Origin of the sequence: Pseudomonas sp. MYb193 (assembly GCF_002966775.1) — a bacterium.
In the GTDB taxonomy this organism is placed as follows: domain Bacteria; phylum Pseudomonadota; class Gammaproteobacteria; order Pseudomonadales; family Pseudomonadaceae; genus Aquipseudomonas; species Aquipseudomonas paracarnis.
Genome location: NZ_CP023269.1, coordinates 2846557 through 2863123 on the forward strand (window position 1 = coordinate 2846557; position 16567 = coordinate 2863123).

10 protein-coding genes are annotated in these 16567 nt (G+C 61.7%); 7 read left to right on the plus strand and 3 right to left on the minus strand.

The genetic code is table 11. The features are described from left to right. Positions 1 to 203 precede the first annotated feature (203 nt). From CLM72_RS13070 to CLM72_RS13100, 6 genes are all read left to right on the plus strand, one after another. Positions 204 to 1502, plus strand: coding sequence for an MdtA/MuxA family multidrug efflux RND transporter periplasmic adaptor subunit (locus CLM72_RS13070; protein ID WP_105226725.1), 1299 nt, complete (start codon positions 204 to 206; stop codon positions 1500 to 1502). Continuing rightward, positions 1499 to 4600, plus strand: a complete 3102-nt coding sequence (locus tag CLM72_RS13075; RefSeq protein WP_014718694.1) for an MdtB/MuxB family multidrug efflux RND transporter permease subunit — start codon at positions 1499 to 1501, stop codon at positions 4598 to 4600. The genes CLM72_RS13070 and CLM72_RS13075 overlap by 4 nt, the downstream gene beginning before the upstream one ends. After that, positions 4597 to 7704 (plus strand): efflux RND transporter permease subunit, encoded by a 3108-nt coding sequence (locus tag CLM72_RS13080; protein ID WP_105226726.1) that lies wholly within the window; start codon positions 4597 to 4599, stop codon positions 7702 to 7704. Before CLM72_RS13075 ends, CLM72_RS13080 begins: the two co-directional genes overlap by 4 nt. A gap of 152 nt (positions 7705 to 7856) precedes the next feature. Continuing rightward, positions 7857 to 9284, plus strand: a complete 1428-nt coding sequence (locus tag CLM72_RS13090; protein WP_057977224.1) for an efflux transporter outer membrane subunit — start codon at positions 7857 to 7859, stop codon at positions 9282 to 9284. 367 nt (positions 9285 to 9651) lie between these two features. Then, on the plus strand, positions 9652 to 11745 hold the full coding sequence (locus CLM72_RS13095; RefSeq protein WP_105226728.1) for a bifunctional diguanylate cyclase/phosphodiesterase: 2094 nt from the start codon (positions 9652 to 9654) through the stop codon (positions 11743 to 11745). Between the two features lie 54 nt (positions 11746 to 11799). Then, on the plus strand, positions 11800 to 12546 hold the full coding sequence (locus tag CLM72_RS13100) for an SDR family oxidoreductase (protein WP_034127640.1): 747 nt from the start codon (positions 11800 to 11802) through the stop codon (positions 12544 to 12546). On the opposite strand, the gene mapR is transcribed toward CLM72_RS13100, so the two are convergent. The 3 genes from mapR to CLM72_RS13115 form a co-directional block, all read right to left on the minus strand. After that, the gene (mapR, locus tag CLM72_RS13105) at positions 12543 to 13952 is read right to left on the minus strand and encodes a GntR family transcriptional regulator MpaR (protein WP_054898710.1); all 1410 of its coding nucleotides are present in this window, start codon (positions 13950 to 13952) and stop codon (positions 12543 to 12545) included. The two genes, CLM72_RS13100 and mapR, sit on opposite strands and share 4 nt — an antisense overlap. Positions 13953 to 14107: 155 nt before the next feature. After that, on the minus strand, positions 14108 to 15517 hold the full coding sequence (ccoG, locus tag CLM72_RS13110) for a cytochrome c oxidase accessory protein CcoG (protein ID WP_105229132.1): 1410 nt from the start codon (positions 15515 to 15517) through the stop codon (positions 14108 to 14110). A gap of 184 nt (positions 15518 to 15701) precedes the next feature. Then, a complete protein-coding gene (locus CLM72_RS13115) occupies positions 15702 to 15941 on the minus strand; it encodes a DUF3203 family protein (protein WP_034127638.1) in 240 nt (79 codons plus the stop codon). Positions 15942 to 16064: 123 nt separating this feature from the next. Here CLM72_RS13115 and CLM72_RS13120 point away from each other — a divergent pair, with 123 nt between their 5' ends. After that, the gene (locus tag CLM72_RS13120; RefSeq protein ID WP_105226729.1) at positions 16065 to 16562 is read left to right on the plus strand and encodes an MgtC/SapB family protein; all 498 of its coding nucleotides are present in this window, start codon (positions 16065 to 16067) and stop codon (positions 16560 to 16562) included. Positions 16563 to 16567 lie beyond the last annotated feature (5 nt).

A 16567-nucleotide genomic window follows, 5' to 3' on the forward strand; every position in this document is an offset into this window, starting at 1 on the left:
AGTAACACGTATGATGCATGATTGCGGCCTGGCCTAGTCCAGGCCGTTTTTATTTGAGCGTCAGCGGTTTAGCGAAATAGCCGGTGGACTAAGATCAGAAGTTAAGAGTTGTAAGCCCAAGGTAAATAGCCGGTAAAGGTGCTTTTCTTAAGGCCCCCCAGTGCTTATCTTTCAGCCTCCCAAAGTAGAAGCTCTCGCGCCCAATGGTTGATCACTCCATGCAATCCTCCCCCCGCAACTCCCGCCGCTGGCTGTTTGGCCTGCTCGTGCTGCTGGTTATCGCCGGCCTGTGCTGGAAATTCTGGCCCAGCGGCGCGGCCCATAAAGACGCTCCGGCCGGGCACACGGGTAAAACCGGCATGGCGCGCCCTGGCTTCGGCGGGTCCACTGGCCCAGTGCCGGTGCGCGTGGCTCCTGCAGTGCTGGGTGAGTTCCCGGTGTACTACAAGGCGCTGGGTACGGTCACGGCGCTGAACACCATTAATGTGCGCAGCCGGGTGGGCGGCGAGCTAGTCAAGATCGCCTTCGAGGAAGGGCAAATGGTCAAGGCCGGCGACCTGCTGGCAGAAATCGACCCGCGCAGCTACCAGAACGCCTTGCTCCAGGCCCAGGGCACCTTGCTGCAGAACCAGGCCCAGTTGAAGAACGCCCAGGTCGATGTACAGCGTTATCGCGACCTGTACGCCCAGGACAGTATCGCCAAGCAAACCCTGGACACCGCCGAAGCGCTGGTATTGCAGTACCAGGGCACGGTCAAGACCAACCAGGGCGCGGTGGACGACGCAAAGCTCAACCTGGAGTTCACCAAAATCCGCGCGCCCATCAGCGGCCGGGTCGGTTTGCGCCAGCTTGACGTCGGCAACCTCGTCGCCGCCAACGACACCACCGCCCTGGCGGTAATCACCCAGACCCAGCCAATCAGCGTGGCCTTCACCCTGCCGGAAAATACCCTGGAAACCGTGCTGGCCCGTTACCACGCTGGCAACAAATTGCCAGTGGAAGCCTGGGACCGTAGCGATGTGAAAAAGCAGGCGGTCGGTGTACTGCAAAGCCTGGACAACCAGATTGACGTCACCACCGGCACCCTGAAATTCAAGGCGCGTTTCGATAACAAGGACCAGGCGCTGTTCCCCAACCAGTTCGTCAATGTGCACCTGCTGGCTGATACCTTGAAGAACGTGGTGCTGGCGCCATCTGCGGCGATCCAGTTCGGCAACAATGGCACCTTTGTCTACAAGCTCGACGGCGACAAGAAGGTCAAGGTCCAGCCCTTGGTGGTAGGTGACACCGATGGTGAAAACACCGTGATCAAGGAAGGCCTGGTCGCTGGCGACCGCGTGGTGCTGGAAGGCACCGACCGCCTCAAGGACGGCAGCGAGATCGAAGTAGTCAACGCCAGCAGCGAGGTGCCGACCACGCCGACCGAGCACCTGCAAGGCAAGCCCGCAGCGAAAGGGGAGACCGGGGCTGACGCCGGCAAGGCGCAAAAGGTCGGTTCATGAACCTGTCGCGCCTGTTCATCCTTCGCCCGGTCGCCACCACGCTGAGCATGCTGGCCATTGTCCTGGCCGGCATCATTTCGTACCGCCTGCTGCCGGTGTCGGCGTTGCCCCAGGTGGATTACCCGACTATCCGGGTGATGACCCTGTACCCCGGCGCCAGCCCCGATGTGATGACCAGCGCGGTCACCGCACCGCTGGAGCGCCAGTTCGGGCAGATGCCCGGGCTGACCCAGATGGCCTCTACCAGCTCCGGCGGCGCCTCGGTGCTGACCCTGCGTTTCAACCTCGACATCAATATGGACGTTGCCGAGCAACAGGTGCAGGCCGCGATCAACGCCGCCACCAACCTGTTGCCCAAGGATCTGCCGGCGCCGCCGGTGTACAACAAGGTCAACCCGGCGGATACCCCGGTGCTGACCCTGGCAATCACCTCCAAGACCATGTTGCTGCCCAAGCTCAATGATTTGGTCGACACACGCATGGCGCAGAAAATCGCGCAGATCAGCGGTGTCGGCATGGTCAGCATCGCCGGTGGCCAGCGCCAGGCCGTGCGTATCAAGGTCAACCCCGAGGCCTTGGCGGCCAATGGCTTGAACCTCTCGGACGTACGCGCCCTGATCGCCGCCTCCAACGTCAACCAGCCCAAAGGTAACTTTGACGGCCCCACCCGCGTTTCGATGCTCGACGCCAACGACCAACTGGTCTCGCCCGAGCAATACGCCGAACTGATCCTGGCCTACAACAATGGCGCTCCGTTGCGGCTCAAGGATGTCGCGCAGATCGTCGACGGCGCTGAAAACGAGCGCCTCGCCGCCTGGGCCAACGAGAACCAGGCTGTGTTGCTCAATATCCAGCGCCAGCCGGGCGCCAACGTGATCGAGGTGGTAGACCGTATCAAGGCGCTGCTGCCGAGCATCACCGACAACCTGCCGGCCGGCCTGGACGTGACGGTGCTCACCGACCGCACCCAGACCATCCGCGCTTCGGTCAAAGACGTGCAACACGAGCTTCTGATCGCCATTGCCCTGGTGGTCATGGTGACGTTCCTGTTCCTGCGCCGAGTCAGCGCCACGATCATTCCGTCCATCGCCGTGCCGCTGTCCCTGGTGGGCACCTTTGGTGTGATGTACCTGGCCGGATTCTCCATCAATAACCTGACGCTGATGGCCCTGACCATCGCCACCGGGTTTGTGGTGGACGACGCCATCGTGATGCTGGAGAACATCTCGCGCTATATCGAGGAGGGCGAGACGCCGATGGCGGCCGCGCTCAAGGGCGCCAAGCAGATCGGTTTCACCCTGGTGTCCCTGACGCTGTCGTTGATCGCGGTGTTGATTCCTTTGCTGTTCATGGCCGACGTGGTCGGGCGGCTGTTCCGTGAGTTCGCCATCACCCTGGCAGTGGCGATCCTGATTTCCCTGGTAGTGTCGCTGACACTCACGCCCATGATGTGCGCGCGCCTGCTCAAGCGCGAACCCAAGGAAGAAGAGCAGGGCCGCTTCTACAAAGCCAGCGGCGCCTGGATTGACTGGTTGATCGAAGCTTACGGCCGCAAGCTGCAATGGGTGCTCAAGCACCAGCCGCTGACGTTGCTGGTGGCGATCGCCACCCTGGGGCTTACGGTGGTGCTGTACCTGGTGGTGCCCAAGGGTTTTTTCCCGGTGCAGGACACAGGGGTGATCCAGGGTATTTCCGAGGCGCCGCAGTCGATTTCCTTTGCGGCCATGAGCCAGCGCCAGCAGGAACTGGCGAAGATCATTCTCGCCGACCCTGCGGTCGAGAGCCTGTCGTCCTACATTGGCGTGGATGGCGATAACGCCACCCTCAACAGCGGCCGCTTGCTCATCAACCTCAAGGCTCACGGCCAGCGCGACTTGAGCGCAGCCGAGGTCATCACCCGCCTGCAACCGCAGATCGACAAGCTGGTGGGTATCCGCCTGTTCATGCAACCGGTGCAGGACCTCACCATCGAGGACCGGGTCAGCCGTACCCAGTACCAGTTCAGCATGTCCTCCCCGGACGCCGAGTTGTTGGCGTTATGGAGCGGCAAACTGGTACACGCCCTCAGCCAGTTGCCGGAACTCACCGACGTGGCCAGTGACCTGCAGGACAAAGGCTTGCAGGTGTACCTGGTGATCGACCGCGACGCGGCCTCGCGCCTGGGCGTAAGTGTCTCGACCATCACCGATGCGCTGTATGACGCCTTCGGCCAGCGCCAGATCTCCACCATCTACACCCAGGCCAGCCAGTATCGAGTGGTGTTGCAGGCCCAGTCCGGCGAAACCCTCGGCCCGGCGGCCCTCAACCAGATCCATGTGAAAACCACTGACGGTGGTCAGGTACGGCTGTCGAGCCTGGCCCATGTGGAACAGCGCCAGGCGCAATTGGCAATTGCCCATATCGGCCAGTTCCCGGCGGTGATGATGTCGTTCAACCTGGCGCCCGGCGTAGCGCTGGGCAAAGGCGTGGAACTGATCAACCAGACCCAGAAGGACATCGGCATGCCGGTGGGCGTGCAAACCCAGTTCCAGGGCGCGGCCCAGGCGTTCGAAGCCTCGTTGTCGAGCACCTTGCTGTTGATCCTGGCGGCGGTGGTCACCATGTACATCGTGCTCGGTGTGCTCTATGAGAGCTATATCCACCCAATCACCATCCTCTCGACCCTGCCGTCGGCGGCGGTGGGGGCCTTGCTGGCGTTGCTGCTCAGTGGCAATGACCTGGGCATGATCGCGATCATCGGCATCATCCTGCTGATCGGTATCGTGAAAAAGAACGCGATCATGATGATCGACTTCGCCCTCGATGCCGAACGCAACCAGGGCCTGGACCCGCAAACCGCGATCTACCAGGCCGCGCTGTTGCGCTTCCGGCCAATCCTGATGACCACCCTGGCTGCCTTGTTCGGCGCGGTGCCTCTGATGCTAGCGAGCGGCTCCGGCGCCGAACTGCGCCAGCCCCTGGGCCTGGTGATGGTCGGCGGGTTGCTGGTGAGCCAGGTGTTGACGCTGTTCACCACGCCGGTGATCTACCTGTACTTCGATCGTCTTGGCCGGCGCTGGCGCAAAGAGCCACAACGCCTGGAGCCGGTTGAGCCATGAACCTGTCCGGACCTTTCATCCGCCGGCCGGTCGCGACTATGCTGCTGAGCCTGGCGATCATGTTGCTCGGTGGCGTCAGCTTCAATTTGTTGCCGGTGTCGCCATTGCCGCAGATCGACTTTCCGGTGATCGTGGTGTCGGCCAGCTTGCCCGGCGCCAGCCCCGAGGTGATGGCGTCTACGGTGGCCACGCCGCTGGAGCGCTCATTCGGCGCGATTGCCGGTATCACCACCATGAGCAGTTCGTCGAGCCAGGGCTCTACCCGGGTGATTCTGGCGTTCGATTCCGACCGCGATATCAACGGTGCGGCGCGGGAAGTGCAGGCGGCCATCAACGCGTCGCGCAACCTGCTGCCCAGTGGCATGCGCAGCATGCCCACCTACAAGAAGATCAACCCGTCCCAGGCGCCGATCATGGTGCTGTCGCTGACCTCCGACGTGTTGCAGAAGGGCCAGTTGTACGACCTGGCCTCGACCATTCTGTCCCAGAGCCTGTCCCAGGTGCCGGGTGTGGGCGAAGTGCAGATCGGCGGCAGTTCGCTGCCGGCGGTGCGCATCGAACTGGAACCCAAGGCCCTCGATCAGTATGGCGTCGCCCTGGACGATGTGCGCAACACCATCGCCAATGCCAACCAGCGCCGGCCCAAAGGCTCGCTGGAAGACAGCGAGCGCAACTGGCAGATCCAGGCCAACGACCAGTTGGAGAAAGCCAAGGACTATGAGCCCCTGCTGATTCGTTATCAGGATGGCGCGGCCCTGCGTCTCAAGGACGTGGCGAAGATCACCGATGGGGTGGAAGACCGCTACAACAGCGGCTTCTTCAACAATGATTCGGCGGTGTTGCTGGTGATCAACCGCCAGTCCGGCGCCAACATCATCGAAACCGTGCGGCAGATCAAGGCGCAGTTGCCGGCGTTGCAGGCGGTGTTGCCGTCCAGCGTCAAGCTCAGCCTGGCCATGGACCGCTCGCCAGTGATCACTGCCACCCTGCATGAGGCGGAAATGACCCTGCTGATTGCCGTGGGGCTGGTGATCCTGGTGGTGTACCTGTTCTTGGGTAACTTCCGTGCTTCGCTGATCCCGACCCTGGCGGTGCCGGTGTCGCTGGTGGGCACCTTTGCGGTGATGTACCTGTATGGCTTTTCGCTGAATAACTTTTCGCTGATGGCGCTGATCCTCGCCACCGGTTTGGTCGTGGACGATGCCATCGTGGTGCTGGAGAACATTTCCCGGCACATCGACGAGGGCGTGCCACCGATGAAAGCCGCCTACCTGGGCGCCCAGGAAGTGGGCTTTACCTTGCTGTCGATGAACGTGTCGCTGGTGGCGGTGTTCCTGTCGATCCTGTTCATGGGCGGCATTGTTACCAACCTGTTCCGCGAGTTTTCCATCACCTTGTCGGCGGCGATCATCGTCTCGCTGATTGTCTCGCTGACCTTGACACCCATGCTGTGCGCTCGCTGGTTGAAGCCGCATGTGAAGGACCGGCAGACCGGTTTGCAGCGCTGGAGCCAGAAGATCAACGAGCGCATGGTCGCCGGCTACGCCACCAGCCTGGATTGGGTGCTGCGCCATCGGCGCCTGACCTTGCTCAGCCTGTTCGTCACAGTGGGCGTGAATATCGCGCTGTACGTGGTGGTGCCCAAAACCTTCATGCCCCAGCAGGACACCGGCCAGTTGATCGGCTTTGTGCGCGGTGACGATGGCCTGTCGTTCAGCGTCATGCAGCCGAAGATGGAGATCTTTCGCCAGGCGGTGCTCAAGGACCCGGCGGTGCTCAGTGTGGCCGGCTTTATCGGTGGCAACCAAGGCACTAACAACGCAGTGATGCTGGTGCGCCTCAAGCCGCTTGGCGAACGCAAGATCTCCGCCCAGGCGGTGATCGAGCGCCTGCGCAAGGAGGTGCCGCTGGTGGCGGGCGGGCGCTTGTTCCTCATGGCCGACCAGGATCTGCAGTTCGGGGGCGGCCGCGACCAGACCAGCGCGCAATATTCCTACATCCTGCAAAGTGGCGACCTGGCCGCGTTGCGCCTGTGGTACCCGAAAGTGGTGGCGGCGATGCGTGAGTTGCCGGAGCTGACCGCCATCGACGCCCGCGAAGGCCGCGGCGCGGCCCAGGTGACGTTGATTGTCGACCGCGACCAGGCCAAGCGCCTGGGCATCGACATGGACATGGTCACGGCGGTGCTCAACAACGCCTACAGCCAACGGCAGATTTCCACCATTTACGACAGCCTCAACCAGTACCAGGTGGTGATGGAGGTCAACCCCAAATACGCCCAGGACCCGATCACCCTCAACCAGATGCAGGTGATCACGGCCGACGGTGCACGGGTGCCATTGTCGACCATTGCCCACTATGAGAACAGCCTGGCCGACGACCGCGTCAGCCATGAAGGCCAGTTCGCTTCGGAGAATATCGCCTTTGACATGGCGCCCGGGGTCACGGTGGAGCAGGGCACGGCGGCTATCGAGCGTGCGATTGCCAAAGTCGGGCTGCCCGAGGATGTGATCGCCAAGATGGCCGGCACTGCCGATGCGTTCGCCGCGACCCAGAAAGGCCAGCCGTTCATGATTCTCGGCGCGCTGGTGGCGGTGTACCTGGTGCTGGGTATCTTGTATGAAAGCTACATCCACCCGCTGACCATCCTGTCTACGCTGCCGTCGGCTGGTGTCGGTGCGTTGTTGGCGATCTACCTGCTGGGGGGCGAGTTCAGCCTGATCTCCCTGCTGGGCTTGTTCCTGTTGATCGGCGTGGTGAAGAAGAACGCGATCCTGATGATCGACCTGGCGCTGCAATTGGAGCGCAACGATGGCATGAGCCCGCTGGAGTCGATCCGCAGCGCCTGCCTGTTGCGCCTGCGGCCGATCCTGATGACCACCCTGGCCGCGATCCTCGGTGCCTTGCCGTTGCTGCTCGGCAGTGGTGATGGTGCGGAGATGCGCCACCCGTTGGGCCTGACCATTATTGGCGGCCTGGTGTTCAGCCAGGTCCTGACCCTTTACACCACCCCGGTGGTTTACCTTTACCTGGACCGCGCGCGCCATCGCTTCAACGCCTGGCGCGGCGTGCGTACCGATGCTGCCCTGGACACTGCGCTATGACCGACTCAACCCAATCCCTCGTAGCTGCGGGCCTGCTGTGGCGAGGGAGCTTGCTCCCGCTGGGCTTTGAAGCGGCCCCAAAAAAGCCTGGGAGTGCTTCGCCCTCCAGCGGGAGCAAGCTCCCTCGCCACAATAAAGCTGCCGGCAATGGCATGAAGTTATTGGCCGTGATGATGTGTGGTGTGTTGCTCAGCGCCTGCGCCATCGGCCCTGACTACAAACGCCCGGACGTCATCGAGCCGGTGCAGTTCAAGGAGGCCCAGGGCTGGCGCCAGGCCAACCCGAGCGACTCCCTGGCCCGCGGCGCCTGGTGGGAGCTGTACGGTGACCGACAACTCAATGACCTGGTGGTGCGCCTCAACACGTCCAACCAGACCGTCGCCCAGGCCGAGGCGCGTTTTCGCCAGGCACAGGCGCTGGTACGCAGCTCACGGGGGGCCTTTTACCCCAGCGTTGACCTGAGCGTCGGCAAGACCCGCGCCAGCCAGGGCACCGGCAGCAGCAGTGCCAGCCTCAGCAGTTCCAGCAGCGGTATCCGCGACACCCTCAACGCCCAGTTGGGCGTGAGTTGGGAAGCCGATATCTGGGGCAAGTTGCGCCGAGGCCTGGAGGCCAACGAAGCCAGCGCCGAGGCGAGCTCCGCGGACTTGGCCGCGATGCGCCTGAGCCAACAATCGGAATTGGTGCAGAGCTACCTGCAACTGCGCGTCATGGACGAACAGACGCGCCTGCTGCAAGCCACGCTGGACACGTACCAGCGTTCATTGAAAATGACCGAAAACCAATACCGTGCCGGTGTGGCTGGCAAGGATGCCATCGCCCAGGCGCAAACCCAGCTCAAGACCACTCAGGCCAGCCTGATCGATCTGATCTGGCAGCGTGCCCAATTGGAAAACGCCATCGCCGTACTGATCGGTGAGGCGCCAGCCAACTTCAACCTGGCGGTGAGCAAAGACATCCCGGCCCTGCCGCAGATACCGGTGAGCCTGCCGTCCCAGTTGCTGGAGCGTCGCCCCGATATCGCCTCGGCCGAGCGCTCGGTCATCGCCGCCAACGCCAATATTGGCGTGGCCAAGGCTGCCTATTACCCCGACCTGACCTTGAGCTTGGCGGGGGGCTACTCCAGCAGCACCTATGAAGATTGGATCAGCCTGCCAAACCGCTTCTGGTCGGTAGGGCCGAAACTGGCGATGACCCTGTTCGATGGCGGCCAGCGCTCGGCGGAAGTCGACCGCACCGTGGCCAGCTATGACGAGACCGTAGCCAAATACCGCCAGACCGTACTGGACGGTTTCCGGGAGGTGGAAAACTACATGGTCCAGCTCAAGGTGCTCGCCGATGAGGCGGTGGTCAGCAATGAAGCACTGGAAGCCGCGCGTGAATCCTTGCGCTTGACCGAAAACCAGTACAAGGCCGGGTTGATTGCCTATCTGGATGTGGTCACGGTGCAGGCGACGGCATTGAGCAACGAGCGCACGGTATTGACCTTGCTGCAGTCGCGGCTGGTGGCCAGTGTGCAGTTGATCGCAGCATTGGGCGGAGGCTGGGATGGCCAGACCTCCCTGGCCGAAAAGGAGTAACCGGATACGCCGCGCATCCTGTGGGAGCAAGATCAAATGTGTGGGCTTGCCCCAAGGCCAGTCAGTCAAGCACAGTACCCTGTGGGAGCTGGCTTGATCTGCGAAAGCGTTAGTGCAGTAGCAGATGCGGTGACTGACACACCGCCTTCGCGGGCAAGCCCGCTCCCACAGGGGATCTGCGCAAGCCCCGCACGTCTTGATGTCCATGATGTCGTTGAGAACAGCCTGACAAAGCCATCCGATTGACGCCAAAAAATCACTAATGGCCAACTGATTAATTAATCACCTGCTCAGAATCAATCTCGCTACAATCGCCCGATTTACCACCCGGCACGGGCTTTTGCGCCGGTCGCCTGCGAGACGTCCCATGCTGATCGGTAGCTATTCAACCTCCCTTGTCGTGATTTCCCTGTGCGTGGCCATTCTGGCGTCTTACACCGCCTTGGACCTGGCCGGGCGTATCGCGACCGCCAAGGGGCGTGCCGTTTACCTGTGGATCACGGGTGGCGCAGTGGCGATGGGCGTCGGCATCTGGTCCATGCACTTTATCGGGATGTTGGCCCTGCGTCTGCCGTTTGCCCTCGGGTTTGAGGTAGGCATTACCCTGTTCTCGCTGTTGATCGCGGTGCTATCCAGCGGCTTCGCGTTATGGCTGGTCAGCCAGCCACGCTTGCCGGCCTGGCAACTGGCATTTGGCGCGCTGGTGATGGGGGCCGGTATCGCCAGCATGCATTACACCGGCATGGCCGCGATGCGCATGACGCCGGGCATCGACTACGACCCGGCCTTGTTCGGCGCTTCGTTGTTGATCGCGGTGGTGGCTTCCGGCGCCGCGCTGTGGATCGCCTTCAACCTGCGACGTAACACACCTTATGTGCGCTTGGCTCGGGGCGGCGCAGCCGTGGTGATGGGCGTGGCCATCGTGGGGATGCACTACACCGGGATGGCTGCGGCGCGCTTTGCCGATGACAGCTTCTGCGGTGCCGCACTGACGGGCCTGAGCGGCAAGGGCCTGGATAACCTGGTCTTGGTTACTTCGCTGGCGGTATTGGTCATTGCGCTGTTGACCTCGGTGCTGGATGCGCGCCTGGAAGCGCGCACCGCCGTACTCGCCGATTCCCTGACCCTGGCCAACCAGGAACTCACCCACCTGGCCCTGCATGACATGCTCACCGGCCTGCCCAATCGCACCTTGCTGGCAGATCGCATACAACAAGGCATCCAGGCGGTGCACGAGCGGGGCGGTTGCTTTGCCTTGATGTTTATCGACCTGGATGGTTTCAAACCGGTCAACGATGCCTTTGGTCATCACCTGGGCGACCAGTTGCTGCGCGAAGTCGGCTTGCGCCTGCGCGAGGACTTGCGCAGCCAGGACACTCTGGCCCGCATCGGCGGTGATGAGTTCGTGTTGCTGGTGCAACTCACCCAGCCCGATGATGCGATGGGCCTGGCCGAACGCCAGGTGGGCCTGATCAACCGCACGTTCACGGTGGCCGAGCATCAGTTGCAGATCTCGGCCAGCATCGGCATCGCCATGTTCCCGGGCAACGGTAGCAACCCCCAGGAGCTGCTGATGAACGCCGACGCGGCGATGTATCACGCCAAGGGCATGGGCAAGAATGGCTACAGCTTCTTCGATGTGTCGATGAACACCAATGCACGCAAACAACTGCAATTGCTGCAGGACCTGCGCATTGCCCTTGAGCAGGGGCAATTTCGTTTGCATTACCAACCCAAGTTCGACGCCGTCAGTGGTCTTGCCGTGGGGGCCGAGGCGCTGTTGCGCTGGGAGCATCCGCATCAGGGCTTGCTGATGCCCGCTACGTTTATTGCACTGGCGGAGAAAACCGGGCTGATCATTCCCATCGGCGAATGGGTACTCGATGAAGCTTGTCGCCAGATGAGCCAGTGGTACGCCCAGGGTTATGAGCACTGGCGCATTGCCGTTAACCTCTCGGCGTTGCAGTTCTGCCATGCTGGGTTGGTTAACAGCGTAGCGGCCGCGCTGGAGCGTCACCAATTGCCGGCCAACAGCCTCACGCTGGAAATCACCGAGACCACCGCCATGAGCGATGCTGATGCAAGCATGACGGTATTGCAGCAGCTCTCGGACATGGGGGTTGACCTGTCCATCGATGACTTTGGCACCGGTTACTCCAGCCTGATGTACCTCAAGCGCCTGCCGGCCAACGAGCTGAAGATCGATCGCGGTTTTGTGCGTGACCTGGAACACGACAGCGATGACGCGGCCATCGTCTCGGCCATCGTGGCCCTCGGCCAGGCCCTGGGCCTGCGCATCGTCGCCGAGGGGGTGGAAACCGATGTGCAGCAGCACTTCCTCACCCGCCTGGGGTGTGACTCTTTGCAAGGTTACTTGTTGGGGCACCCACTGCCGGCCGATAGCTTCATGGCGAATATCCGGGGCGCTGAACAGGCGGCGCCTGACAAAAGCAGTCTGTGACAGGTATTCTTGGATCCAACCCTGAACATCCGGTTGAATCGGGAGACCGCAGCCATGGACAAAGTCGTCATCATCACCGGGGGCAGTCGTGGAATCGGCGCCCAGACGGCCTTGCTCGCCGCTCGCCAAGGCTATCGCATCTGCATCAACTACCAGTCTGATGAAGACGCTGCCCTGCGTGTACTGGATCAGGTTCGCGCGCTGGGTGCGCAGGCGATTGCCGTGCGGGCCGATGTCAGCAGCGAGGATGAAGTGATCGCTCTGTTCAATCGCGTTGATACGGAACTGGGTCGGGTCACCGCGCTGGTGAATAACGCCGGCACCGTGGGGCATAAGTCGCGGGTCGATGAGATGTCCGAGTTTCGTATCCTCAAAATCCTCAAGACCAATGTGCTGGGCCCGATCCTGTGTGCCAAACACGCGGTATTGCGCATGTCGCCCCGGCATGGCGGGCAGGGCGGCAGTATCGTCAACGTGTCATCGGTGGCGGCGCGGCTGGGCTCGCCGGGTGAGTATGTCGACTACGCGGCCTCCAAGGGCGCGCTGGACACCTTTACCCTGGGGCTGTCCAAGGAGGTGGCGGGCGAGGGCATTCGCGTCAACGCCGTGCGCCCTGGCTATATCTTTACCGATTTCCATGCCCTGAGCGGAGACCCGGACCGGGTCAGCAAGCTGGAATCCGGTATCCCGATGGCGCGTGGCGGGCGCCCGGATGAAGTGGCAGAGGCGATTATCTGGTTACTGTCGGACAAGGCATCGTATTCCACCGGAACGTTTATCGACTTGGGCGGCGGCCGTTAAAACGAGCGCACGATCCGCCCTAATGTCTCCATGGCCTTTTCCGACGCCTCGTTCCAAGGGCTTCCGTAATTCAGGCGAATGCAGTTTCTGAACCGCTGAGTGGCGGAAAAGATCGGCCCCGGCGCAATGCTGATGCCCTGGGCCAGGGCCATCTGGAACAATTTCAGCGAGTCGGTCTGCTCCGGCAGTTCCAACCACAGAAAATAGCCTCCCGCCGGCTGGCTGACCCGTGTTTGCGCCGGAAAATAACGAGCGATGGCCGCCAGCATGGCGCTCTGCTGTTCTTCCAGGGCGTAGCGCAGTTTGCGCAGGTGCCGGTCATAGCCGCCGTGTTGCAGGTAGTCGGCAATCGCCGCCTGGGCCGGCATTGACGGGCACAATGAGGTCATCAGTTTCAGCCGCTCGACCTTCTGTGCGAAGCGCCCGGCGGCGACCCAGCCCACGCGGTAACCCGGTGCCAGGCTCTTGGCAAAGGAGCCGCAATGCATCACCAGCCCTTCGGTGTCGAAGGCCTTGGCCGGTTTCGGGGCTTGTTGCCCGTAATACAATTCGGCGTAGACGTCATCTTCGATCAGCGGCACTTGATGGCTGCGCAGCAGCTCCACCAGCGCCTGTTTTTTCTCTTCAGGCAACGTGGCGCCCATGGGGTTCTGGAAGCTGGTCATGGTCCAGCAGGCCTTGATCGGATAGCGCTCAAGGCTTTGGGCCAGGGCGTTCAGGTCAATACCGTCGCGCGGGTGCACCGGGATCTCCACAGCCTTGAGCTTCAGGCGTTCAAGCACCTGCAAACACGCGTAGAACGCCGGCGCTTCGATGGCGACCAGGTCGCCCGGTTCGGTCACGGCCTGCAGGCACAGGTTGAGTGCTTCCAGGGCGCCGTTGGTGATCAGCAACTCCTCCATCGGCAGCATCAGGCCGCCGACCATATAGCGCAGGGCAATCTGGCGGCGCAGTTGTGGGTTGCCTGGCGACATGTCGGTGACCACCAGGCGTGGGTCCATGTCGCGGCTGGCACTGGCCAGGGAGCGGGCCAGGCGCGGCAGCGGGAACAGCATGGGGCTGGGGAAGGCCGAGCCGAAGGGCACGGTGTTGGGGTCTTTGATCGAGTCCAGTACCGAGAACACCAGCTCACTGACACCCACATCGGTGGACTCATGCACCTGCTCACTCACCACCGGCTCGGAAAACGGGCTCGGCGCGTGGGTGTTGACGAAGTAGCCAGAACGCGGGCGTGCCCTGATCAGGCCACGACGCTCCAGCAAGTAATAGGCCTGGAACACCGTGGACGGGCTGACGCCGTAGGCCTGGCTGGCATAGCGTACCGATGGTACGCGCTGGCCGGGGCCGAGGACGCCGGAGCGGATCAGTTCTGCGATGTCGTCGGCGAATTTTTCGTAGCGTTTCATGGCGGCCTAATTAGCTTTTTGAATGTGTACGCAGGGCGAACTGTGGGAGCTGGCTTGCCTGCGAAGGCGGTGTGTCAGTCACTGCATCTGTTACTGCTCTACCGTTTTCGCAGGCAAGCCAGCTCCCACATTTGATTTTTATTGTTGATCAAGTATCAGCGATTCAAGGGCGCAACGAAGCGGCTGTCAGCAGCGGTATAAATCCAAGGCTCATCCACATCAGTGACTTTAAAACGCAGGGTTTGAGAGCTGCTGGCCGGTGTGTCCGCCAGCAATGCTACCGACACCGGTATATCGACAATTTCCCCGGCAGCCAGGCTGACCTGGGTCTTGCCTTGCAGCTGGAACCCGTCGGCATCCACCAGTTCCAGGCGGTAGTCCTGGCGCTGCTGGGTCTTGTTGATCACCTTGAGGCTGTAGATGTTTTCGATCAAGCCCTGGCTGTTTTCACGGAACATGCCTCGGTCTTTGGTCACATCCAGCGACACCATCGGCCGTTCAATCAGCGCCACCACCAACGCCGCGATCATCACCAGCAGCACGGCACTGTAGCCGATCAGGCGCGGCCTTAGCAGGTGGGTCTTGCCACCCTGCAATTGATGCTCACTGGTGTAACTGACCAAGCCACGGGCATAGCCCATTTTGTCCATGATCGAATCACAGGCGTCGATGCAGGCCGCACAACCAATGCATTCCATTTGCAGGCCGTCGCGGATGTCGATGCCCGTGGGACAAACCTGCACGCACAGCTGGCAATCGATGCAATCGCCAAGGCCAACCTCGGCTGGCTGCACGTCACGTTTACGCGGGCCACGATGCTCGCCGCGGGCGGTGTCGTAGGAAATGGTCAGGGTGTCTTTATCAAACATCACGCTCTGGAAGCGTGCATAGGGGCACATGTGCATGCACACCGCTTCGCGTAGCCAGCCGGCATTGATGTAGGTGGCGCCTGTAAAAAACAGCACCCAGAACAGGCTCACCCCACCGATCTGCCACGTCAACAGTTCGGCGGCCAAGGGGCGGATCGGGGTGAAGTAGCCCACAAACGTCAACCCGGTCAACACACTGATACCCAGCCACAATGTGTGCTTGGCCGAGCGCCTCGCCAGCTTATTCAGGCTCCAGGGGGCGGCCTGAAGTTTGATGCGCTGGTTACGCTCACCTTCGGTCACCTTCTCGCACCACATGAACAGCCAGGTGAACGAGCTTTGCGGGCAGGTGTAGCCGCACCATACGCGGCCGGCAAACACCGTGATCGCGAAGAGGCCGAAGGCGCAGATGATCAACAGCGCCGAGAGCAGGATGAAGTCCTGGGGCCAGAACGTCGCACCAAAAATGTGGAACTTGCTCTCGGCCAGGTCCCACAGTACCGCTTGGCGCCCACCCCAGTTCAGCCACACGGTGCCGAAAAAAGCCAGGAACAGCAGGCCGGCACCGCCCACTCGCAGGGTGCGAAACAAGCCGGTAAAGCTGCGGGTATGGATCAGGTTGTCGCTGGATTTGGCCTTCACTTTCTTGGGGTGAATGGGCTCAAAGGTTTCCACGGTTGGGATTCGTTCGCTCATGGTCATTCGCTCATCAGCCTCCATCAGGCCGACGAACTATGGGCGACAGACTGTTTGCATAACAGACTCAGGTGGCGTGATAAAAAGCGGATCAGATCGGCTTGACGCGTTCTTGTGCGGCAATCTGCTGCACCCCATGGCCAAAGGGGTGCAGGGGTTAAACGGGTCTGATGATGCAGATCAATTAAATCACCGAACCAGGTTGGTCCGCCTTTACATGCTCACGGCCATCGGTTGCGCCTTCAACCGTCAGCGCGTCCGCCTCGGCTTCGGTGATGTAGATGCGCGAACCTGCCAGTTCCAGATAAGACATGGCTTTGTCGTGATCGGTCAGGATGGTCACCCGGGTGGCTGGCAGGCTTTGTTCCTGGCCGTTGTCGTCGAGCGTGAAGTAGCACAGATGATTTTCGATGCGTACGGTCATGACAATCTCCGTTTTGTGGGCTATGCAGCGTTAGGCGGCCGCCATGCGCACGGGTTCCAGGCAACTGACTGGCGGTCTGCGCTGTCCATCCTTTATCTATCCATAATAAAAAGGAGCGCATCCATGGACGCCTGGTGGCATCTGGTGTGGCAAACGCTGCAAGCCGAATTCGCAGACATTGGCGATGCCCGGCAACTCACCCAAGTGACCGTGCGCCTGCTGATCGCGGCGATCCTCGGCGGCATCCTGGGGTTTGAGCGTGAACACAAGGGCAAGGCGGCCGGAGTGCGCACCCATATGCTGGTGGCGCTGGGCGCCGCGCTGTTCGTGCTGGTGCCGCAGATGTCCGGCAACCAGGCGGATGCCATGAGTCGTGTGGTTCAAGGGGTTATCGCGGGCATTGGCTTTCTCGGCGCTGGCACCATCCTCAAGGGCAAGGAAGACGACGAGGGCCAGCATGTAAAGGGCCTGACCACCGCGGCCGGGTTATGGATGACCGCCGCCATTGGGGTTGCGGCGGGAATGGGGCGTGAATCGACGGCGGTGCTCAGTACGCTGCTGGCCCTGGCGGTATTCAGCGTGATGCCACGGATCGTCAAGCTGCTGGAGAAGGATGAGTGACGCAG